At 58.5% G+C, this 20,527-nt stretch carries 20 protein-coding genes and 3 pseudogenes; 12 read left to right on the top strand and 11 right to left on the bottom strand.

The window, feature by feature from the left end; translation table 11 throughout:
• Positions 1-5 precede the first annotated feature (5 nt).
• On the top strand, positions 6-257 hold the full coding sequence (locus tag NKJ72_RS20365) for a helix-turn-helix domain-containing protein (RefSeq protein ID WP_352479103.1): 252 nt from the start codon (positions 6-8) through the stop codon (positions 255-257).
• Positions 257-1,447, top strand: coding sequence for a tyrosine-type recombinase/integrase (locus NKJ72_RS20360; protein WP_352479102.1), 1,191 nt, complete (start codon positions 257-259; stop codon positions 1,445-1,447). The genes NKJ72_RS20365 and NKJ72_RS20360 overlap by 1 nt, the downstream gene beginning before the upstream one ends.
• A 704-nt stretch (positions 1,448-2,151) precedes the next feature.
• Here NKJ72_RS20360 and NKJ72_RS20355 read toward each other — a convergent pair.
• From NKJ72_RS20355 to NKJ72_RS20325, 7 genes are all read right to left on the bottom strand, one after another.
• A complete protein-coding gene (locus NKJ72_RS20355; protein ID WP_352479101.1) occupies positions 2,152-4,353 on the bottom strand; it encodes a xanthine dehydrogenase family protein molybdopterin-binding subunit in 2,202 nt (733 codons plus the stop codon).
• Between the two features lie 3 nt (positions 4,354-4,356).
• The gene (locus tag NKJ72_RS20350) at positions 4,357-4,815 is read right to left on the bottom strand and encodes a (2Fe-2S)-binding protein (protein ID WP_352467057.1); all 459 of its coding nucleotides are present in this window, start codon (positions 4,813-4,815) and stop codon (positions 4,357-4,359) included.
• A gap of 346 nt (positions 4,816-5,161) precedes the next feature.
• Positions 5,162-5,335: a hypothetical protein gene (locus NKJ72_RS20345; protein WP_352479198.1), complete on the bottom strand. Its 174-nt coding sequence runs from the start codon at positions 5,333-5,335 to the stop codon at positions 5,162-5,164.
• A 666-nt stretch (positions 5,336-6,001) separates the two neighbouring features.
• Complete coding sequence (locus NKJ72_RS20340) at positions 6,002-7,417, bottom strand: mannose-1-phosphate guanylyltransferase/mannose-6-phosphate isomerase (protein WP_352479100.1); 1,416 nt, start codon at positions 7,415-7,417, stop codon at positions 6,002-6,004.
• 55 nt (positions 7,418-7,472) lie between these two features.
• Positions 7,473-7,634, bottom strand: a complete 162-nt coding sequence (locus tag NKJ72_RS20335) for a hypothetical protein (RefSeq protein ID WP_352479197.1) — start codon at positions 7,632-7,634, stop codon at positions 7,473-7,475.
• Positions 7,635-7,786: 152 nt separating this feature from the next.
• Positions 7,787-8,776 (bottom strand): nodulation protein NodZ, encoded by a 990-nt coding sequence (locus NKJ72_RS20330; RefSeq protein WP_352479099.1) that lies wholly within the window; start codon positions 8,774-8,776, stop codon positions 7,787-7,789.
• A gap of 408 nt (positions 8,777-9,184) precedes the next feature.
• Positions 9,185-9,325: a hypothetical protein gene (locus NKJ72_RS20325; RefSeq protein ID WP_352479098.1), complete on the bottom strand. Its 141-nt coding sequence runs from the start codon at positions 9,323-9,325 to the stop codon at positions 9,185-9,187.
• 247 nt (positions 9,326-9,572) lie between these two features.
• On the opposite strand from NKJ72_RS20325, the gene NKJ72_RS20320 reads away from it, so the two are divergent.
• The 3 genes and pseudogenes from NKJ72_RS20320 to gmd all read left to right on the top strand — a co-directional run bounded on the left by NKJ72_RS20320 (position 9,573) and on the right by gmd (position 11,932).
• Positions 9,573-9,977 carry a hypothetical protein gene (locus NKJ72_RS20320; RefSeq protein ID WP_352479097.1) on the top strand — a complete coding sequence of 135 codons (405 nt, stop codon included), beginning with the start codon at positions 9,573-9,575 and terminating at the stop codon, positions 9,975-9,977.
• A gap of 438 nt (positions 9,978-10,415) precedes the next feature.
• A pseudogene (locus NKJ72_RS20315) lies at positions 10,416-10,731 on the top strand (nodulation factor ABC transporter ATP-binding protein NodI); the annotation flags it as partial.
• A 130-nt stretch (positions 10,732-10,861) separates the two neighbouring features.
• Positions 10,862-11,932: a GDP-mannose 4,6-dehydratase gene (gene gmd, locus NKJ72_RS20310; RefSeq protein WP_352479096.1), complete on the top strand. Its 1,071-nt coding sequence runs from the start codon at positions 10,862-10,864 to the stop codon at positions 11,930-11,932.
• Between the two features lie 124 nt (positions 11,933-12,056).
• Here gmd and NKJ72_RS20305 read toward each other — a convergent pair.
• Positions 12,057-12,335 (bottom strand): annotated as a pseudogene (locus NKJ72_RS20305) (integrase core domain-containing protein); the annotation flags it as partial.
• A gap of 924 nt (positions 12,336-13,259) precedes the next feature.
• On the opposite strand from NKJ72_RS20305, the gene NKJ72_RS20300 reads away from it, so the two are divergent.
• Positions 13,260-13,532 (top strand): hypothetical protein, encoded by a 273-nt coding sequence (locus tag NKJ72_RS20300; RefSeq protein WP_352479095.1) that lies wholly within the window; start codon positions 13,260-13,262, stop codon positions 13,530-13,532.
• A 123-nt stretch (positions 13,533-13,655) separates the two neighbouring features.
• Entirely contained in the window at positions 13,656-14,354 is a 699-nt protein-coding gene (locus NKJ72_RS20295) for a thermonuclease family protein (protein WP_352479094.1), read from the top strand.
• A gap of 2 nt (positions 14,355-14,356) precedes the next feature.
• On the opposite strand, the gene NKJ72_RS20290 is transcribed toward NKJ72_RS20295, so the two are convergent.
• A protein-coding gene (locus NKJ72_RS20290; RefSeq protein WP_156937481.1) for an IS5 family transposase occupies positions 14,357-15,120 on the bottom strand; the annotation gives its coding sequence in 2 pieces (ribosomal slippage) (positions 14,357-14,781 and positions 14,781-15,120; 765 coding nt in all).
• Positions 15,121-15,299: 179 nt separating this feature from the next.
• Between NKJ72_RS20290 and NKJ72_RS20285 the strand changes: the two genes are divergently transcribed.
• Entirely contained in the window at positions 15,300-16,133 is an 834-nt protein-coding gene (locus tag NKJ72_RS20285) for a hypothetical protein (protein ID WP_352479093.1), read from the top strand.
• Between the two features lie 16 nt (positions 16,134-16,149).
• Positions 16,150-17,040, top strand: a complete 891-nt coding sequence (locus NKJ72_RS20280) for a hypothetical protein (protein ID WP_352479092.1) — start codon at positions 16,150-16,152, stop codon at positions 17,038-17,040.
• Here the strand turns inward: NKJ72_RS20280 and NKJ72_RS20275 are convergent.
• The gene (locus NKJ72_RS20275) at positions 17,018-17,212 is read right to left on the bottom strand and encodes a hypothetical protein (RefSeq protein ID WP_352479091.1); all 195 of its coding nucleotides are present in this window, start codon (positions 17,210-17,212) and stop codon (positions 17,018-17,020) included. The two genes, NKJ72_RS20280 and NKJ72_RS20275, sit on opposite strands and share 23 nt — an antisense overlap.
• Positions 17,213-17,494: 282 nt before the next feature.
• Here NKJ72_RS20275 and NKJ72_RS20270 point away from each other — a divergent pair, with 282 nt between their 5' ends.
• A complete protein-coding gene (locus tag NKJ72_RS20270; protein ID WP_352479090.1) occupies positions 17,495-19,009 on the top strand; it encodes a T6SS phospholipase effector Tle1-like catalytic domain-containing protein in 1,515 nt (504 codons plus the stop codon).
• Positions 19,010-19,152: 143 nt separating this feature from the next.
• Positions 19,153-19,371, top strand: a complete 219-nt coding sequence (locus NKJ72_RS20265) for a hypothetical protein (RefSeq protein ID WP_352479089.1) — start codon at positions 19,153-19,155, stop codon at positions 19,369-19,371.
• Between the two features lie 72 nt (positions 19,372-19,443).
• Here NKJ72_RS20265 and NKJ72_RS20260 read toward each other — a convergent pair whose 3' ends face one another.
• On the bottom strand, positions 19,444-19,695 hold the full coding sequence (locus NKJ72_RS20260; RefSeq protein ID WP_352479088.1) for a DUF6074 family protein: 252 nt from the start codon (positions 19,693-19,695) through the stop codon (positions 19,444-19,446).
• 75 nt (positions 19,696-19,770) lie between these two features.
• On the opposite strand from NKJ72_RS20260, the pseudogene NKJ72_RS20255 reads away from it, so the two are divergent.
• Positions 19,771-19,968: pseudogene (locus NKJ72_RS20255) on the top strand (transposase); the annotation flags it as partial.
• Between the last annotated feature and the right edge of the window lie 559 nt (positions 19,969-20,527).

The following is a 20,527-nucleotide window of genomic DNA, read 5'->3' as shown; positions in this document are numbered from 1 at the left end:
ATGATGTGGACGAGAACGAGAAACTTGCGCAAGAACTGAAAGCCTGGCGGGTCAAAGGCGGGATTACTGCGGAAGCCGCCGCCAAGGTTCTTGGAATACCGAAGCGCACGTTTGAAGGCATAGAGCAAGGCAGAGGATTCCCTTACCCTGTGCTCCTGCGCGTTGCCATGGAAAGCAAAACCCTTTCGCTACAGGCGATGCTGGAGGACTCTCCGCGCGTCGAGCGCCGGCGGCAGAAACCCGAAAGGAGCGTTTGATGGCTAGGCCTTTCAAGGACGCCCGCTACCCTGGGGTCTCTTCGCGCCTCAAAAGAGGGAAGTTGGTTTATCGCTACCGGGCAAAGGGCATGCCCGAAATTCGCCTCCCCGGTCAACCCGGCGAACCGGAATTCGAAGCCGCCTATGAAAGGGCGACACAAGGACAGGGCCTGAAGGCAATTATTATAGACCTGCCTGGTCGGGCGTTGCCAAAGACATTCGGTCATGCTGCGCGGCGACTTGAAGCGACGATGGAGTGGCTGGACTTTGACGAAGCGACGCAGCAGAAGAATGCTCGGCTTATTGAACGCTTTCTAAAGATGCAGGTCGATCCTGCCTATCCGCTGACTTGGCGCGATACGCCAGTAGAGCATCTTGATGCCGACCATCTGCGTGCGATTGTCGAAGCCGTTTTTGCCGCCAACCGGACGGTTGCCAAGCATCTGCTGGTCGCAATCAAGAAGCTCCTGTGGGTGGCGATCGAGATTGAGAAATGGATCAAACCGCAGGACGATCCCTCGCTGTCGATCCGCGTCCGCATTCCTAAGTCGACCGCCAATCCCGCGTGGCCGGTGCCCATTCGTGAAAAGTTCGAAGCGCGCCATCCGATCGGCTCCGCGCCGCGCACTTGTTACGCGCTCGCCTTCTGGCTCGGCAACCGACGCGGCGACATCGCTTCTTTGGAATGGGACGACTTGGTCTCAGAAGAGATCGAATTGTTCGATGGCTCTCTAGAGGTGATCGAGGCGTTCGATTTCCGGCAGAAGAAGAATCGCAACCGTCACGGCGGACGCGAGATGTTCATTCCCATCGTTGACAAGCTGGCTCAAGCATTGGCGCCACTCGATCGTTCGAAAGGCGGAACGGTACTAAAGAATGCCTATGGACGTGCGTTCGCGGAAAAGAGCCTCACCGGCATGATGGCACATTGGAACAAACAGGCCGGCATTCCGCAGGGTTACACCCTGCACGGGCTACGCCGCACCTTCGGCACCTATCTCGCCGAATGCAACATCCAAGCGCGCGCCATCATGGAGGCGATGGGGCATTCTTCAATGACGGTGACGGATGGATATGTCCGAGAGGCCAACAAGAAGCGAATGGCTGTCGACATGGTCCGAGCCATCAACGAGCGTGAGGCCAAACGCGATGCGATGAAGCAGCGAGCGGCTCTGCGCGTCGTCAAGTAAGTGAGACCAACCGACCATGCGCGGGGCGGCATATCAGCCGCCCTTTCTCTGGGCCCATAATGGGCCCAAAACGTTTTGGGCCGAAGCATATTTTTGCCAATAAAATCAATGTTTATGGTGGGCCCGGAGGGTATTCAGAAAGCCATAAAAATCAATTGGTAAGAGATCAGTGGGACTTCAGAGCATTCAAATCTTTTCCAATGTTTTTCAATGTTGTTGTCCCACTCAGAAGTGCCTCAGTCCACCAGCCGACGCACTGAAGGCCTCACTCGGAAGGGAGGTTTGCGCAAGGCGAAAGGAAGATCGCGTCGGTGTGCAGCCTTCCTGAGAAGGGTCGCGGTAGCGCCAACTGCTGACGCTCAGCGCGAAGACATCAATGTCCTGTTATGGGGCCGTCAGAGGACCGGCCGCTTCTCGCGCCCAGAAAGCGATAGCAGACATGCAACTAGGTGGTACAAAGTCTCTAGCGTGACCCTTTCGAGACATTTGCGTGCGGCGTTTGCGTCTCGAAAGCGGTTCTTTAGTGCTACCAGCACCAACGACCGTCTGCGGTCGTTCAGAACACGGGTTACCGTCTCTAAACCGGATATTGGACCGGGCAGCCGCCGGAAATTGCGAATGGAGGTGATCGCCTGTCAGGAGGCGTTCAAAAACGACCTACGACCGCGATCTTCATCCGGCCGTTTTCATGGTGTCATTCCCGGCTATGCTGACAAGTTCTTTATGGTCGGCAGCTTGCGGATCGTCTTGCCCGTCGCCGCCCGTAGCGCGTTGGCGACGGCCGGGCCGATCGGCGGCACACCCGGCTCGCCAACGCCCGTGGGCGGCTCGTCGGACGGCACAATGTGCACCTCGACGCGCGGCATCTGCTCGATCCTGAGCGGCATATAGGTGTCGTAGTTCTCTTGGTCTACGACACCGCTCGTCAGGGTCAGCTCCTCCTGGAGGATCGCGCCTAGCCCGAAGCCGATACCGCCCTCCATCTGAGCGCGGATCTGGTCAGGATTTATCGCGGTGCCGCAATCTACCGCGCAGACGACGCGGTCGACTTTGAAATCATTTCCATCGTTGAAGGTGATCTCCACCACCTCGGCGACATAGGTCGAGAGGCTTTCATGCAGGGCCACGCCGCGGAAATGGCCTTCCGGCAGAGGCTTGTCCCAGCCTGCCTTCTCAGCAGCCAATTTCAGCACGCCGGCATGCCGTGAATGGTGACCGAGCATCGACAAGCGGAAGTCGACCGGATCACGGTTCGCAGCGGCGGCGAGCTCATCAATCAGGGTTTCCATTGCGTAAGCGGTGTGGGTGGAGCCTACCGAACGCCACCACAGCACTGGGATGTTCACGTCCGTGGTGGTCAGCTCGACCTTCAGGTTCGGGATCGCATAGGGCAGGTTGGTGGCGCCCTCCACGGAGGTCGGATCGATGCCGTTCTCGATCATCGCCGCAAAGGGCGAACCGCCCGCGATCGATTGGCCCACGATGTGGTCATGGAGAGCGACGACATTGCCTTCCTTGTCGAGCCCCGCCTTGACTGCGTGCACATAGGCCGGCCGGTACCGCCCACCCCGCATGTCGTTCTCGCGGGTCCACTGCACCTTCACTGGCTTGCCGGGTCCCAGTGCACGCGCTGTGGAAACAGCTTCGATAATGAGATCTGCGTCCGAGACCGCTCGGCGGCCGAAGCTGCCGCCGGTCTTCATCACGTGCAGCCTCACCTTGTCCGGCGTGGTGCCGCCTACTTGAGCGGCAGCCGCCTGATAAAGGTCGGGCATCTGGTGTCCGCCCCAGACGTCGATGGTGCCGTCTTCGTTGATTCGGGCGGCCGCGTTGAGTGGCTCGATCGAAGCATGGACAAGATAGGGGAATTCGTAGTGCCCTTGGATGACTTTCTCAGCACTGGCCAACGCTGTGGGAGTGTTACCGTCGTCGCGCGCGGTGGCCGCGCCCGGATCGTCTGCTGCCTTAGTGTATTCGGCCATGATCTCGGCCGTGCCGCGCCTTTCGGCCTTCTCTTCGTTCCAGGTCACCTCCACGAGATCGCGGCCCTTGAGCGCCGTCCACATGTCCCTGCCGACCACGGCAATGCCGCGCGGCGTCTGGACGACATCGACAATGCCGTCGAGTGCCTTGGCCTTGGAGGCGTCGAAGCTCTCGATCTCAGCGCCGAACTTCGGCGGATGGATCATAACGGCCGTATTGAGTCCATCCATCTTGAGGTCGATCGTGTAGGTCTGCGCGCCATTGGTCTTGCCGGCGGAATCGTAGCGCTTGAGGCTGTCCGATCCGATCTGGGCCCACTTGTCGCGCGGCTTTAGCGGCACGTCGTCGGGAACCGGCATTCCCGCTGCGGCTTCAGCCAGGTCACCGAAGCGCGCCTGCATCCCTGAGGCGTGCGACACGACCCCGGAAGCCACTGTGATCTCGCCGGCTGGCACGTCCCACCGCTGCGCCGCGGCCGCCACCAGCATGGCCCGTGCGGCAGCACCCGCCTTGCGGTAGCGCTCCCACGACGAGCTCATCGACGTGGAGCCACCGGTTCCCTGCGCGGCCCCGCCCCAGGCGAGATTGCCGTAGAGCGCGGTATTGCCATATCCGCCGACCACGTGGACCTGCGCCCAGGCGCCGTCGAGCTCTTCCATAACCAGGGTGGCGATGCCGAAATAGGAGCCTTGTCCCATCTCGAACTGCGACGAGTGGATGACGATTCGGTTCTCCGGTGTGATCTCGACATAGGTTTGGAAGGGGTTCGCCTGGACCGCTGCAGGCGTCGTTTGTGCGTTGGCGGGCGCGGCCATCATTAGCCGGTAGCCCACGGCGAGGCCCGCGGTGGTGACGGCCGTGCCGAGGAGGAACTGGCGGCGCGTGGGCCCCACGGCATTATGCTTCGGGAGAAACTGCAACATGCCTCAAGTCTCCAGCCGGTTGGCGGTCTCGTGGATGGCCGCGCGGATGCGATGATAGGTGGCGCAGCGGCAGAGATTGCCGCTCATCGCCGAATCAATATCATCGTCCGTCGGCTTCGGCGTCTCTGTCAGGAGGGCCACGGCCGACATGATCTGGCCAGACTGGCAATAGCCGCATTGAGGTACGTCGAACTCGGCCCACACGGCCTGGACCGTTTCGCCGATCTTGCCCGACACGCCCTCAATGGTGGTGATCGAGGCTCCTTCGATGTCGCCGACTGCGGTCTGGCACGAGCGCGTCGGCATGCCGTTAACGTGAACCGTGCAAGCGCCGCACTGGGCAAGGCCGCAACCGAATTTCGTTCCTGTGAGTCCGATGCCGTCACGGATCGCCCAGAGCAGCGGCATCTCTGGATCGACGTCGAGTGTTCGCGCCTCGCCATTGAGGGTAAAAGCGACCATGGCTTGCTCTCCTTGTCCTGAGCTGGCTATCTCGTTGCGCCTCCGCCCGGCTAGGAACCGGACTCTTCTTGCTGAGGCATAGCGACCACAGACTAGGATCGCGCAGCTCGAGCAACAAGCCGCTAGCTGGCAATCGCGAGATCGTGAAGTGGCTCGTTTCGAAAGGCTGGAGGCAACTGAATGTCATTTTTGGGCCGACCGGCCGGTAGTTTCCGGCTCGATGACCTGGTTGGCAGTCATTCCGCTTCTAAGCCTAAACCCCAGATATGAACTGTAGCAGCATCATAAAAGACGACATCAAGCGGCGGTTTTTCGTTGCGCTGCACCGCTAGCTCGTTCGCGTGGTTCATGATCCGCTGGTTATCCGCGGATGCTGGTTCACCATAGATGCCAGAAACTTGCCACGCGCTATGCGGTTAAGGATGTGGTCGTCATTCGTAGCGAGCGAATGGCCGAAAATGAAGAAGCAATGGCTGGCGGTCTTCACATTCGCGGTGAACTGCTTGAAGCCTTGGTACAGGTAGGCATTGTGACGGATCTTCGCCTTCTTCTGGGCGCTGGTGGGCTGATGAAGGGCGGCTTAGGGTCATGATTTCCCGCTGCAATGACCGATGAGTCACAGACGCTGCATTTCGCGCTAGACCGCAACTGCGGTATTCTCGATCATACGCTCAGCCATCCTATTCGCACCTCGTTGCCGCCGTTCGCCGCACCTATCGATCGGAGGCCTTCCAGCCTCGCGATAGCCGCGCTATGTGGCTGCACACAACCTGACGACGAACAGGAGCAAGATTGGACATAGAAGCCAGCACAAGATCGCCCTCCCCCGGTCCTTGCTCGTTTTCATGAGAAAACAATCGAACTGAGTGCTGCGGGGATAGCGAGGTCGATTTGGCCCACTTCAGAGCGAAGTCGGCCATAAGCCATTGATATAATTTTGGTGGGCCCTGAGGGTGCTTGGAAAGTCAGAAACATCAAAGGCTATTCGACAGTGGGACTGTGTTGCGTTACTATGCTCTCCGGTCTTTTCCGGTTGATTTGTCCCACCCTGATGCCGATTGCGGTCATTCGCCGCTGCCTTGGTCAATTCCCGATTCCACAAGCATCCGGTCCTGAGTGGGCAGACGGCCTTCCTAGTGGTAATTAGTCAGCGACACGTTGACCGTTCTCGTCATGCGGGTGAAATCTACGTTCGACCATATACGTCGTCGAAGCGAACGATATCATCCTCGCCGAGATAATCGCCGCTCTGCACTTCAATGATCACCAGGTCAATTCTGCCTGGGTTCTCCAGCCGATGCTTATGGCCGCAGGGGATGTAGGCTGATTGGTTTGTCGCCAGGAACAACTCCTGCTCGCCATTGACGATTTTCGCGGAGCCGCTGACCACGACCCAGTGCTCCGAACGATGATAGTGCATCTGCAGGCTCAGCCGCCGACCGGGCTTCACCTCGATGCGTTTGATCTTGAAGCGCTCGCCTTCCTCAAGAACCGTGTAGGTACCCCACGGCCGGTGTACCGTGCTATGGACCAGGTGAGCTTCATGTCCTGAAGCCTTGAGGCCCTCGAACAGCTTCTTGACGTCCTGAACGCGGTCGCGGGATGCGACAAGCAAAGCGTCCGGGGAATCGACGATCACCAGATCGCTGACACCGACCGTGCCGATGACGCGCTTGTCGGAGCTCACATAGCTGCCGGTCGTGTCGACCATATGCACATCGCCGCGTATCCTGTTCCCGCTTTCGTCGGGGGCGATCAAATCGGCCATTGCGTTCCAGGATCCGATGTCGTTCCAATCCATGTCGCAGGCAACCACGGCAAGTTTGTTCGTCTTCTCCATGACAGCGTGGTCGAGCGAGATTCGCGGGGCGGAGCCGAAATGCTCAGGCGCGAGTTCGATTTTGGCAAAGCCTTCGCCTTGACTGAAGCGCCCGTTCTCGTAGCTGTCGGAGGCGGCCTGGATCACCGCGGGGCAATGCGATGCCATCTCGTCGAGCATGGTTTGTGCGCTAAAGCAGAAAATGCCGGCGTTCCAGAAGAAGCGCTTGGACGCGACATAGGCTTTGGCTGTGTCCAGATCCGGTTTTTCAACGAAACGGACGACTTTCTCACCATCCGCTTCGATATAGCCGAATGCCGTGTCCGGTCTGGTTGGGGTGATGCCCAATGTGGCGATCCGCCCGAGCTTCGCATGTTCGATGGCCCGGCACATGACGTCTAAAAATGCAGGCAGGTTGCCAACCATGTGATCGGCTGGGAAGACGCATAGAATCGCGTCAGGGCCTTGCGTTGCCTTGGCATGGATGGCGGCTGCCGCAACGGCTGCGGCCGTATCCCGGCCTTCAGGCTCGAGCAAAAAGGTGCGTGGCAGGACCACGGAATCTAGTTCGTCGAACTCGTCCTTGGTAAGGAAGAGGTGTTCCCCAGATGTCACGGCGACGAGTTCCACTACGCCCTTTATCGAACCGACGCGCAGCACAGTGTGCTGAATGAGAGAATGTCCATCTGCTACTTTAAGGAAAGGTTTGGGGTGCGATTGCCTCGAAGCGGGCCATAGCCGCGATCCGGCTCCACCGCTGATGATGACGGGAACCACTTTCATTAAACAACCTCGATTTCGTCTCTGGACGTCATTGCCCGCGCCCTTAGCGTCAGCGTCACGACCGCCGTCGCTCTAGGATGGTCTTGCGGCGCTCCGAGTAACAGCGAAGTTCTGGCGCGTTGCCGGACGGCCGCAGATGAATGATCTCGTCATTCTGTATTCGTGCCCTAAGGCCGTTGGTTTCATCGACGTCGGCAACAGTCCCGAATGGAGCCAAGAACTGCTGCAGTGTGTCCGGATCCTCAAGCCTGCGGATCAAGCTGAGCAGCTGCGGGACATTTAGCGTATGCCATGGCCCGCCTCTCGTGGATTGCGGTCGATGTCTCTATGCCTGTTCGTTCCATTTGCCGAATTGCCCAGGTAGGGGTCTTAATCAAGATGAGAGACTCTTTGGCTGCCTTCTATCAAAATCAAACGACTTGGGTCCTTCAGATCGAACTCAATTACCCGCGGTACGAAAAGGCGTGCATATCGTGTAAAGGCGCTCGTCGGAGGAAACCGAACTACAGTATCGCAGCGCCCGAGAAGATACATCTCAACGAGGGCGGAAATTGCGCCGTCCATCCCAAGTGCTGCAGTGTGTAAGGGGCCGTCTTGATCGGATCGGAAATGCTTGGGGACGGTGAGAAGATCGGGAAACTTGGCCGACAGATGATCCAGGATTTGCGCGCTGTCCGTGCACAAGAACAGCCGCACAGGCTTGGGGTGCGGCAACGCTTTAGCCTTATCAACCGCAGTGCACACTTGTCGAAGGGCGAACTCCGGATCGGCCCAGTAGGGCGCATGGTCCATGATGTCTTCACCGTTACCATGTCGAACATGAACCCCGATGATGCTGTGCCCCTCAAAACATTCTTGGTAAATGGCATCTATGCGTGTTTGAATTTCAGACCGAGGCTTGACACTCTGGAAGACCTGCCGCTCGGCATCCTCATCGCAGCGCCACATCAAGCAAGCGTCACACACTACTGTGTTCGCTTCGACATCGTGTTCGGCCTGAAAGAGCTCGCCCAACTCGTCGCGCTCTTGGAAAATCTGCTCATCTGGGCGGTAAAGGCAGTCGATCGCTGGCCTATTCCACCACTCCGGGAAGAATGGACCCGGGAAGGAAAAGTCGTTGATCCGGTCGTCGCAAATAGCCGGTACGCCAGCGATGTCATTGATCGGTTGGAAGAACACCGGAAAGGCATTTGTGAAGGGTTGGTCGAGATAGCAGGACCCGCGCCAGTCGACGGCTAGCGTTCGTCCCGACCGCTGAGCGTAGCGCCAAGCGGCCGCCAGCGACCACAGACAATCACCGAACCCCGTACGCCTCTGAGAGACGACGAACCTGCGCTTTACCAATCCACTGACCTGCATTTTCGGAAGTCTCGTTTCAGAGACGAGGTTGCATCTGACTTGGGATCTCTTAATCGATACTAGTCGACCGTTACGCCGGGCGATTTGGTAGAGGCTGCGCGTGGGGCAGAAGAGCTCCTCAGCACTGCCTATCCTTATCTCTGTGACGCTCGCAAATCTTGACGCCGGGTACACTCGCTTCCGGTTTAAATTCAGCGTTCTCTAATGCGCCCGGCGACATGTGTAAAATTGATTGCGTGAATGTGGCCCATCCATGTGATGGATACTAAGGCGTTCCTTGACCATGAGCCTCTGCTGACGTGGGGCCGCGCTTTGCTAAGCGAAACAGCCGGTCGAGGCAGTCCACAAAGTCCCTTTTTCAAGTCCAATTCTTAACTGCCTCAACGTAACATGTCATTTGCGGGCGTTTCATGAAGGACGGATGTGCAGGACCCGCCAGCCGTCGAATGTCAGGCGCAGGCCATCCACGTCATTTATGGCCATCATGGCGTCCGGTCCCATCGAAAGATGCGACACGGCGCCCTCTGACGCTTTCAAGTGCGCCAACATGGCGCAACTCCTGCCGGATAGCTTTCGAGCCGGCTGGACTGAGCGACTGGCACGCGATGCTGTGCGACGATGGCCGGGAGAGGAATTTTGGCGTCTGCAGCCATGTGGAGGATCGTTCCGACGGTTCTGCGGGTTCTCGGTGTCAGAGCGGACACCTGTGCGAACCCGCTCTCGTCCGTTTTCGACAGGCCCTTGAGGTTCATGACCCTGTTGTTCGCCAAGATCACCCGCCAGTTCAGCGCTCCAGGTGAAGATCGGCACGCCTGTCGATGCGGCGATCATCGCCTCGGCCAGCGAAGATGATGAAGAGGGCCATTGGGTCAAGTACAAGCGCCGACCAGCGTTTCATTGCTTCAAAGCCCATTTCGGTGCCTACGCCGATACGGCCCTTGTCGAGGAGATCGCCGTCACGGCGCCCACACCGAGGACGGCAACGCCGTTCCTGATGCTCTGCCCGACAATCCCGGCGAAGTGTTTGCCGACAGCGCCTACCGAGGCAATCATCTCGGCGACGCGGTGCGCGCCAAGGGTGGAAGGCCGCGCATCGTCGCAACCGCTATGTGGGGGCGCGACGAGGCCGAAAGCTCGACGCCTGGAACCAACCGATCCACAGAATTTGTACTCGGATCGAGAAGATCTTCGGCACCTGTAGCCGGATGCGATGGCGAGGGCTGGCAAAGGCGGCCGTTCAAATTCGCCGCACTGCGATCGCCTACAGTATGAATCACAGTTTGATGGTCGCCTCGTCCCGCCCATCGTTGAAGCCCAGCCACCGTTTTCGGCCTAGCGCGCCCGAAATTCCTTGGAGGTCAATACGTAATGCCCTACCCGGCTTTTCGCCGCCGTCTCAGATGTGCGGTTCGCCCAAGCCCCCGACTGCCACGAACTTTGTCTTCGCGCGGAGCGAAACCTCGCGCCCACGACTTTGTGCCGCCGATGGTGCCGCGCTGCCCTGTCAAACAATCCATTTTATGGATGCACCTCATCCAAACAATCGATTTCACTGATCAAAACAATTTCCATTAGAAGACGTTGAAGCAGGCAAAGATTACTTGGTCAGCGCAAAAGAGGGATGGTGGAGTTCTAGTGTGGGTTGGACCCACATGCTCGCCATTTTATCTGGAACTGCTACGTGCCCTGTTGGCGCAGGGCAATACGATTCCACTGGCCACCCACTTCGTGGAAGAAGCGGAGCGGCTGGGCAACCGACTGTGCGTGCTTCAGAACGGATGTAGAATCCCAGAAGGGCGTCCTAACTCGCTGATTGATGAGCAAATCGGGTGCGACGTGATTGAAATCTATGTCGCTCACCCCGTGAGCTGAGTTCGGCACTCAGGCCGCATGTGCGACTTAGGCAGGTTAGCGGCGAGACTCTGTTTTGCTATGCCTCGAAGCAGGAGCAGGTGTGCTCGCTGGCTGACACTGTCAATGACGAGCTCCGCGCCGCATCTGCGAAATCCTACCATAGGGTATGAGGCGGGCCGCTGGTGTGGCGAGCCAGATTCGAAACTTCAACTACCATAGAGCAGGAAGAAAATGGGCGAGAACAGGAAAGTTGCTCTGGTTACGGGCATAACGGGACAGGATGGTGCCTATCTCACGCGTCTTCTGCTGGAAAAAGGCTACGTCGTTCATGGGATTAAGCGACGTTCCTCTTCCTTCAACACGGGTCGCATCGAAGACATCTACCAAGACCCGCACGATCCCGATCCGCGCCTAATTTTGCATTACGGTGACCTCACTGATGCGACTAATCTCATCCGAGTAGTTCAGGAATCCCAGCCAGACGAGATTTACAACTTGGCCGCTCAGAGCCATGTCCAGGTGTCGTTCGAAACGCCGGAATACACAGCAAACGCCGACGGTATCGGAACATTGCGACTTCTTGAGGCGATCCGCCTTCTCGGTCTGAAGGACAAGACCCGCTTCTATCAGGCCTCGACTTCAGAGCTCTACGGCCTCGTGCAATCCGTACCGCAGAACGAAACAACGCCCTTTTACCCGCGCAGCCCTTACGCCGCCGCCAAGCTCTACGCCTACTGGATCGTAGTCAACTATCGCGAGGCCTATGGTATCCATGCTTCCAACGGCATTCTCTTCAATCATGAAAGCCCACTGCGCGGCGAAACTTTTGTGACGCGCAAGATCACCCGCGCCGCCGCTGCTATCTACCTCGGCAAGCAGGACAAGCTTTATCTCGGCAATCTCGATGCTCAACGCGATTGGGGCCATGCGCGTGAGTACGTGCGTGGTATGTGGATGATGATGCAGCAGGATCAACCGGATGATTACGTGCTGGCGACGGGCAAGACGACCCCTGTCCGCCAATTCGTCGAATGGGTTTTCAAAGATGTCGGCGTCGAGCTCGAATGGCGTGGTGAGGGAGTCGACGAAAAGGGCTATGATGTCGAGACCGGCAGATGCCTAGTCCAGGTAGACCCACGCTACTTCCGCCCCACGGAAGTCGATCTTCTCCTGGGCGATGCCACCAAGGCGAAGGAGAAGCTCGGCTGGGTGCATGAGACATCCGTGCGCGAGCTCGCCGCGGAAATGGTGCGGGAAGACCTCAAGGTCATGCAGACATCGGTAATCATGAAGGAAGCATAATGTACGATCTGAAGGGAAAAGCCGTGTGGGTCGCGGGCCACAAGCATGATGGGCAGCGCTGTTGTAGGCCGCCTCGCGTCTGAAGACTGCAAAGTTATGGCCGCCCTGACGTTTCCCCCAAATTTTATCCAGTCTTGAGTTCGTTTCCGCGGGTGGATTTGCCCTGATGGCCAGTGGACGCGACGGGTGCTGGCGCGGAGCGTTTCACGTTGCGCAGCGCGAGCGACCGTCGCGGGTTGAAGGTCGATGCACATTCGTTGGGTGTCTGCCATCCGATGTGCGAGTGCGGACGCGCGCCGTTGTAATCGGCGCGCCATACATTGAGCCTCGCGCGGGCCTGGGCCAGGGACGTGAACCGCGTCTCGTTGAGGAGTTCATCGCGAAGGGGGCCGTTGAAGCTCTCGCGTTAGGGTCCTAGCCAACCTCCGACTGTGAACTCGCGGAAGCGATTTACGGCAAGCGCACACAGCAGCTCGTCCACGGCGTTCGTACATGAAGTTTGGAAAACTTATAATGCTGGTACACACCTCCATGGGGGAACATTATCTCCAATATCTCAGCGATTACCGGATAGCTATCTGCCTTCACCTACCTCGGCCTAGTGCAGAATCTTGGCCGAATGAACTCGGCGCTCTTGCTGCACACCAATGGTCCGTCCCGCGCGAAGTGCGATCATACCGCCGCAGCTTACCTTCAAATCCGGCACTGGCGAGGATCTAGATCCAAGCCGACGGCGCCGGGGATCAAATAAAAAGCCGCCGACCGAAGCCAGCGGGCTTGATTGGGATGGCCCGCGCGGACGGTCAAGGCTGCGCCGGCCGACCATGGCGGAGGGACCACCTTGGTCAACGGCACGGCCCGATGACGGCGTGCCGATGTACCACAACATGCGGCGAGATAGAGCCTTCCGGCGTCGCGGAAAAAAAGCCCGCCGGTTTTGAGCCAGCGGGCAAGTTCTGGAGTGGCTGAGATCAACCCAGCATCAGTCAACGACCGGCGGAAGAGTTGGTTGCAGTGGATGCCAGCTAGCCGCAGCATGCTGTGAATCGTAGCAATGTGAAAAACAAAACTCTGGACTTCTAGGTCGGACTCGCCCCAATATTTGTTTGGGGGAATTCACATGAAAATTGGAGCACTCATCGTAAGTGCAGCCCTGTGCGTCAGCGGCTGCTCTACGAGCACTGTCGTGTCGGACAGCGATCTCACGGCAATGAATACCGTTGCGCTATGTCACGTTCTCGCCAGCAGCACGGACGAACAGTATCGTAGTCGGGTAGCGGCCCTTCTAGTGCGCAGGCGCGCAACAGCAGAGAAGTGCACCAGGCTTGTGCAAACCGACAATGCTGTCGCGACAGGCATAGCGATCGCGGCTGTCGGCGGCGCAGCTGTGGGTGTCGCTGCCAACAACGGCTATGGAGGCGGAACATATTACCGGCCACCGCCACCACAAACCTATGGCGTCGCGTGGGACCAATTCTATGGCCAGAACTACAGCGTTATCTGGCGCTGCCGCGACCGGTCCACCGGGCGGTTCATTGACGATTACTATTGCGCCGGCCTGCCCATGGTCGACAGCGCATGGCCGGGCTGGTCGGCGTAGCGGATGAGCAGGCCATACCGCAAATATCGATCCAATCGGTGGCAGAGACCCAGCGGTGCCAAGCTGTGGCGGCGCCAACTTGCGAGCGTGCCGGCAATGCTCGGTCTTACGGCAGCGGCGGCAGTGGCCGCCTTTCTGGCGCCGTCGGACGCGCAACGTAGCGACGATGCATCAAAGGCCGGCCCACGAAGGGCGGCGCCCGCCTCGCTTATCGGTGTCGCTTCCGTCATTGACGGCGATACGATCGAAATCCACGGCCAGCGCGTCCGCTTCAACGGCATCGACGCGCCAGAGAGCCGGCAGCTGTGCCGCGATGCGAATGGCGCCGAGTATCCTTGCGGCCGGCGATCGGCCGAAGCGCTGGACACTTTCCTGGCCGCGTCGAGGCCGCTCGAATGCACATTCGTAACGTGGGACCGCTACCACCGCTTTGTCGGCGATTGTCGGCGCGCCGACGGCGCGGGCGTGGCCGCCTGGATGGTCGAGCACGGCCAGGCGCTGGATTGGCCTCACTACAGCCAGGGCGCCTATGCGGGGCAGCAGGCGCAAGCCCAAGCCTCAAAGATCGGCCTGTGGGCCGGGACGTTTCAGGCACCCTGGGAATGGCGCGCTGCGCACGCCGACGGCGCGGCGCCGTCGAGTCGCCCTCTGGGCATCATCAGCCGTAAGCTGGTCGCGCAGAGCGGCTATTCTTGCGAGCCACGGAGAACGTGCAAGCAGATCGGTTCCTGCGACGAAGCCAACTGGTACCTGCAAAACTGCTCATGGGGCGGAAAACTCGATCGCGACAAGGATGGGATCCCATGCGAAACACTCTGCTAGGGTCAGGACTCATTGATCCAGAAGATGAAGGCTGCAGCGAAGGCGATCGCCGACAGGAAGGTGTGAGCACATCGGTCGTATCTGGTGTGGATGCGTCGCCAGTCTTTGAGGCGTGCGAACATGTTCTCGATCCTGTGGCGTTGTCGGTATAGGACAGGATCGTAGCTGTGCTGAACACGATGCTTGGCATGGGGTGGGATGCATGGCGTGATACCGCGCTCGACGAGCGCCTGGCGGAAGGCCGCTGAACTGTAGGCCCGATCGGCGAGCAGGGATTTGGCGGCGGGCAAATCCTCGATCACTGCCGCAGCAGTCTTGTGATCATTGGCCTGCCCTTCGCTCAGATGCAGCAGCCGCGGACGTCCCTTGCCGTCACAGACCACTTGCAGCTTGGTGGTCAGTCCGCCTCGGCTGCGTCCGATACATCGGGATAGAGCCCCTTTTTAAGGAGGCTGGCGGCAGTGCGATGCGCTTTGAGATGGGTGGCATCGATCATCAGATTGTCCGTTTCGCCGCCCTGCGCGGCCAGTTCCGCCAGGATGCGGTTGAACACACCCAGCCGACTCCAGCGGATGAAGCGGTTGTAGATGGTCTTGTGCGGACCGTAGTCGGAAGGGACATCTCGCCAGCGAAGACCATTGCGGATCACGAACAGGATGCCGCTCAGCACCCGGCGGTCATCTACACGCGGCACACCATGCGACAAAGGAAAATAGGGCTCGATCCGGCGCATCTGCTCCGGCGTCAACATCAGCAAATCACTCAAGGCGGCACCTCCTGCCACCTTGAATCACCCAACAGAGATCAACTCAACAAATTAATGGGTCCTGACCCTAGTGAAGACACCCCTTGCAAGCAAATTGGCATTGCAGAAGAAGTGGTTTTCGCTCAGCGGGCGGCGCATCGAGCGAAGCGAATCGCTAATGAATTTGAGAGAGGCTTAGAATGCTGACGATTCGCGAGACGTTTAGGCTGCTCTTTCCGGACGCGTCTCGCGAACTCTCCTCCTTTTCTGAGTCTCCGGTGCTGCCGGCGGATATCTTTGCTTTTGCAGCTTTCGTGCTTGAGGCGAGCGGTGCGTATCACCATGTCGTGCCGGATACGGGTGATCAGGGACCAGAAAGACAGATAGTTGTCGACGCGAACCTTCGAGCGCGTGCCGTTTCGATCGGGCGAGCTTGGCGCCAAAGTTCTGTGTCTCCCGGTTCGCTTCCAAAAGTTCCGCAACATGTGCATGAGCTCTGGCGGCAGCTTGGACCGATCTCAAGGGAACCGGTTTTTCAGGCGCTTTCGCCACTTGGCGACATACCTGGATGGTGGTGGACGATGCTGGAGTTGCTTATGATCGCGGATGAGGCCAGCAGAGATCTCGGCTTCGATCCGCAGAACGTATTCTATCAGCCGATCGCCGACGCCTTCACCGAGGGCGATGTCATCAGCGGAAGAGAGTTCCGTCGAATTCAGCGCGCGCCGGCGACTGTCTCGACGGCGGACCCCAGTGTCCTTTGTGTGCAGCCGAAATCGCGCACGCCATCCGTCGGCTGTACCATGCGATCTTTGAGCCATCACCTCGCTCTTTTGCCGGGGCAAGGGGCCGTGCGAGCACGGTGGGTCACGTCGCCCTTTGGCACGTCAGAAAGGCGACTTCATGGCTTGGGCCTGCTCCTCATTCCTTTCCCCTATCAGATAGTCCCCGAAGCGTTTGTGGGTATTGGTGACCACGAAGGTAAGTGGGGTTGGTTTGACGTCGATCAGACCTGGCTGCCCAAAGCAATCTGAAACCGAGCGGCGCCGGGTGTTTGTCGATTTCGTTCGGAATCTTATTCAGAGGGCACGAGCCGCGGACAAGCAAATTGATGGTGTCATACTGCCTGAACTGTCTCTCGATTTTCCGCTTTTTCGGCAACTCGCGAGAGCCTTAGCGGAGGAGAAAGTTGATTTCTTAATTTCGGGGCTAAGCAGCGACCGTGATGGTCGGGGCGGGAATTTCGTCGCAATTGCTCCGTTCTTTCTTTTCGAGCCATCGGAAGAGATCACTGGACCTGGCTTGGAACAGGCGTTTCTAATCCGCGAAAAGCATCATCGTTGGAAAATTACGGAGCCTCAAATCAAAGCCTACGGTATCGACAGCGCCTTGTCGGTGACACGTAATTGGTGGGAACACCTGAATATTCTTGGCCGCAGCCTAGACCTATTCGTCTATAGAGGAGGGACATCGCTCACGACTCTAATCTGTGAAGACTTGGCCAGAGTGGATCCCTGCCAGGCTGTGCTTAGATCCGTCGGCCCAAATTTAGTTGTAGCCCTGCTGATGGATGGCCCTCAGCTCGAGGGCCGATGGCCGGCCCGTTACGCCACTGTGCTTGCTGAAGATCCCGGATCCTCGGTGCTGACGTTCACATCGTTGGGACTCATCGAACGCCAGAACGCGTCAAAGGCCTTCCCCCAATCTAGCTCTGTGGCGCTTTGGAAAGACGAAGCAAACGGTGTTCGGCGTCTTGAGTTGCCCAGAAACGCGGACGCGATCTTCCTTGCCCTAACGGCCGATCAGAAGACCGAACACACTCTTGATGGACGCTCTGATGACGCTTACTCGCATCGATGGGTTTATGCGGAACACGTGGGCATTGCAGCCGACCCGCAAACTAAGCCTTCTTGGCTCCTTAGCGAGAGGGCCGACCAGTAGGATGCCGGTTTTCTGCAGTCGGCTTCAGCGTGCTATAGGCGGCTTTTGCCTGCTTGCGGAAAGCATCGAAAACACGCTGCTCTTCACGAGAACGTGGCTCCTCCTTCCGCTGCTTGATGGCCTCTTTGGCAGCACGAGTTACCGTCGCGTACCGGGTTTTCAGATTCTGCATGGCCGCTCCTTCGTGTCTGTAATGTAGGCCTATTGGTGTCGCTCGCCAAGCCCCTTACGACAGCCCCTTGGCAAGGCTGAGGTGTCATCGGCGCGAATCCGAACTATGCAAACGCCGAGCTGAATTGCCGGCCGACCAGACCGCGAATCGAGACGCTTCTGTCGCAGTTGACGTCATGGTCCCGACACGACCTCGACCGAGATGATTGTTGTGGATCACGCCGACTCTAGGAAAACACCGGAGGGGCTATAAGGATATATTGTCGTTCGAGAGGGGTGGCTCATGACAAAAAACATCGTCATTTTTTCCGACGGTACTGGCCAGGAAGGCGGTGTTAGGGTCGAGCAGCGCCTGAGCAACATCTACAAGATGTATCATGTTTGCCGAGTGAGCCCAGAGACATCCATCGATCCTCACGAACAGATAGCCTTCTACGATGCTGGTCTAGGGACCGAAACGACGGCGACCGGCTTCACGAGTGTACTGCGCTGGGTGCAAAAGACGTTGGCTTCCGTGTCCGGCCGCGGGATAACGACCAACATCGTCGATTGCTACGAATTCCTGATCAATAACTATGAACCTGGCGACAGGATTTTCTTGCTCGGCTTCAGCAGGGGAGCCTACACGGTGCGGAGCGTGGCCAGCCTGCTGATGCTTTGCGGGATACCGAGCCGCGACAGCGATCAGCCGTTACCCCGCTTCAGGAAGGCGGTCCGCGATATCGCCAGCAATGCAGTTCACAAAGTGCTGGAGCACGGGGCAGGGCACCCGCGCGCGAAGTTTGAGGACGAAAGGCTGGAACTTGCACGCAGGTTTCGCGCCCAATATGGCGCCGATCATGAATCCGGCGAGACTCACCGCTCAAACGCATCACCATATTTCATAGGCGTGTTTGACACTGTAGCGGCTCTTGGCGCCAAAGGTCCGCTTGCGATCGGCATCAAGATTTTCTTGGCTTTCGGCGCTGCTCTGCTCGCAGGGACACTTGCGTTGGTCCCTGCGCTTGTTGTGGCAGGAATTCTTGCCATTTTGGGCTTCGTCTTTTGGTCCTCGGTGCTGGCATTGGTCGCGTTGGCAGCGGTTGCCGGCAGCGTCCTGATCACTTGGCAACAGCGCAGATCGATCAGAAAAGTCATCCGCGACTTCCCCCATCCCGGCGATAAGTCTTCTCACTTCGCCGAGTGGAAAGGTGAGAATTTCGACCGCCTGCTCAGCCGATTTGTAGGATATGCGCGGTCCGCGAATGCCGTTGATGAAACGAGAGAGGACTTCGCTCGGGTGGGTTGGGGTCCAACAAGGGAAATGCCGGAAGAGCGAGACGGGGTCCGTACTTTCAAACAGCTATGGTTCGCCGGTAATCACTCTGATATCGGAGGCAGCTACCCGGAAAATGAATCGCGACTTTCTGACATTGCCTTGCAATGGATGATCGAAGAGGCACTGGAAGTGCCCGACGGTCTTAAGATCGGACCAGTGATTGTCGACGGCAAACGTCTGCCGCAGACGTCTGAAAACGGGACGCCCCTCCACCTCTTCCCCCGGGCCGACGCCCTACAGCACTGCGAGGTTGCGGGCATGAAGGATGTGTTGGAAGCTCGCATTCCCCGCTGGCTGCGCCGATTCACAGGCGGCCTTGGATGGAAGACAAAGATTCGGGAAATCAATTCCGAGGCTCCCGTCCATCCTACCGTAGAAGAGCGCTTCCAGCTCACGCAGGTTCCGCAATGCGCTGGGTCCGGACCCTACCGGCCTGAGGCCTTGCGGAGCCACGATAAGTTTCGCTCCTTCTATAAATAGAATATCAGCTGAGCTTGCGAAGAATCTGGCGTCGAACCGCGGTTGTAGCGCGTCGCTTGGTCAGCGTGGCATAGGATGGAGTGTACCGAAGCTGTTGTGGCTCTGTTCACTATTTGTTCGTCCAAAGTCGCATAAAGGGCAGTGTGGAACTCAACGGCGGCTCATTGGTTTCGCGGGTTCAGCTCGTGGAAAAGGTCCGTCGGCCTTCCATGAATGCGGGTTTCCGCATCGCCTACCTCGATTTGGTCGATGACCGCCGGACAGGCGAGGCGGAACCGTATCTCGCCCGAGAGCACTTTCGCGCGCATGATTTCGACGAACGCGGTGATCTTTTCATCCGCACTGAGAAACCTTGCATTTGACGGATGCAGTGGTGCTACGCTTGCGGAGCCCCGGGGCGTCTCTATGCGGCAATCCTTCGTCGTGAGCCGATGCTATTGTGCAAGTTTCGCAGCACTGCGGGTGGCGATATCGCCCAAGACAGCATGAAGAAGCGTTCCAACTTCCTGTTCGGCTACCCCGGGTGAAATTCCTGATTCGGACAGTTGAACGAGAATTGCCTTGGCGGTGTTGCGCCAGAAGGCGTTCGCGTCCTCCCCGTTCTTAGATTCCAGGACCCGGGCGATCCCTTCGACCAACTTCCGCCGCCGATGCAGCGGAAACGCGCTTATGTTTGAATCACACATCGATCACCTCACCCCTTCAGTCGCGCGAATAAGCATTGGCGGGTGAGAAAATTTGGTTAACAGCGCTTTTGGACAATGGTCCGCAATGGAATAAAGCGTCTACCCAACAAGCCAAGAGGTGTGCCGCGTGTTGATGATCGGCGCGTGCTGAACGGCATCTTCTGGGTGCTGCGCTCCGGTGCTCCATGGCGCGACCTGCCTCAGCGCTATGGCCCGCGCACCACCTGTTGCAACCGCGTCGTCCGATGGCGAAAAGCAGGTGTGTGGCTGCGCAGTAACGAGTCTACGGCCTAAGGTTTGCGGAGCCTCACGCCGGCGCGGCTGCCGTTCTCCGGGATGAACTCGACGCCGGCGGCCTCGAGGGCGATGCGCAAGGCAGCAACGGTTCGCTCTCGTGTGGGGCTCTGTCGGGCCGCGACATCTACTTAGGACAGTCGCCGCGACCATAACTTTTGATAACAGGTCAGGGTCGCGGGATGCCGAGCCGCTTGAAATACCGAGTTACGTCCGGGTGCTCGCGATCGTCCTGCCTCAACCGCGTCATCATCGCCGGCGAGCGCCATAACCAAACCGGGAGCGCTTATTCTCCACGGAGCACCGGGCATTGTCTGGTTGTGAAGACGGTGCTTGATCAGCAGCCTCTCGAGTGTGTCTTCGCTTACGTTGTAGTCGTGCCTGAACAGATCGCTGGCCCTCTAGACGGTGATCGCCTCTGCCGTGGGATGTAGAGCGGCCGGAGCCGTTCGCCCGTTTCTGGCGCTGTTTTGACAGGGGATGCATTGGTCATTCGGCGCATCGCGCTTTTCTGCGGCCCCCCCGTTTCGCCCGACAT

It is taken from the genome of Mesorhizobium sp. M0045 (genome assembly GCF_040323385.1).
Taxonomy (GTDB): Bacteria; Pseudomonadota; Alphaproteobacteria; order Rhizobiales; family Rhizobiaceae; genus Mesorhizobium.
The sequence above is the reverse complement of the archived record's forward strand: the minus strand, read 5'-3'. Positions and strand labels throughout refer to the sequence as shown.

Bases quoted from the DNA above. Each gene is read 5' to 3' on its own strand.
- gmd (WP_352479096.1), top strand. From the start codon at position 10,862: ATGGGCGAGAACAGGAAAGTTGCTCTGGTTACGGGCATAACGGGACAG.
- NKJ72_RS20275 (WP_352479091.1), bottom strand. From the start codon at position 17,212: ATGCAGAATCTGAAAACCCGGTACGCGACGGTAACTCGTGCTGCCAAA.
- NKJ72_RS20270 (WP_352479090.1), top strand. From the start codon at position 17,495: ATGACAAAAAACATCGTCATTTTTTCCGACGGTACTGGCCAGGAAGGC.
- NKJ72_RS20350 (WP_352467057.1), bottom strand. From the start codon at position 4,815: ATGGTCGCTTTTACCCTCAATGGCGAGGCGCGAACACTCGACGTCGAT.
- NKJ72_RS20260 (WP_352479088.1), bottom strand. From the start codon at position 19,695: ATGTGTGATTCAAACATAAGCGCGTTTCCGCTGCATCGGCGGCGGAAG.
- NKJ72_RS20355 (WP_352479101.1), bottom strand. From the start codon at position 4,353: ATGTTGCAGTTTCTCCCGAAGCATAATGCCGTGGGGCCCACGCGCCGC.
- NKJ72_RS20340 (WP_352479100.1), bottom strand. From the start codon at position 7,417: ATGAAAGTGGTTCCCGTCATCATCAGCGGTGGAGCCGGATCGCGGCTA.
- NKJ72_RS20330 (WP_352479099.1), bottom strand. From the start codon at position 8,776: ATGCAGGTCAGTGGATTGGTAAAGCGCAGGTTCGTCGTCTCTCAGAGG.
- NKJ72_RS20360 (WP_352479102.1), top strand. From the start codon at position 257: ATGGCTAGGCCTTTCAAGGACGCCCGCTACCCTGGGGTCTCTTCGCGC.
- NKJ72_RS20285 (WP_352479093.1), top strand. From the start codon at position 15,300: ATGCTGACGATTCGCGAGACGTTTAGGCTGCTCTTTCCGGACGCGTCT.
- NKJ72_RS20325 (WP_352479098.1), bottom strand. From the start codon at position 9,325: ATGTTGGCGCACTTGAAAGCGTCAGAGGGCGCCGTGTCGCATCTTTCG.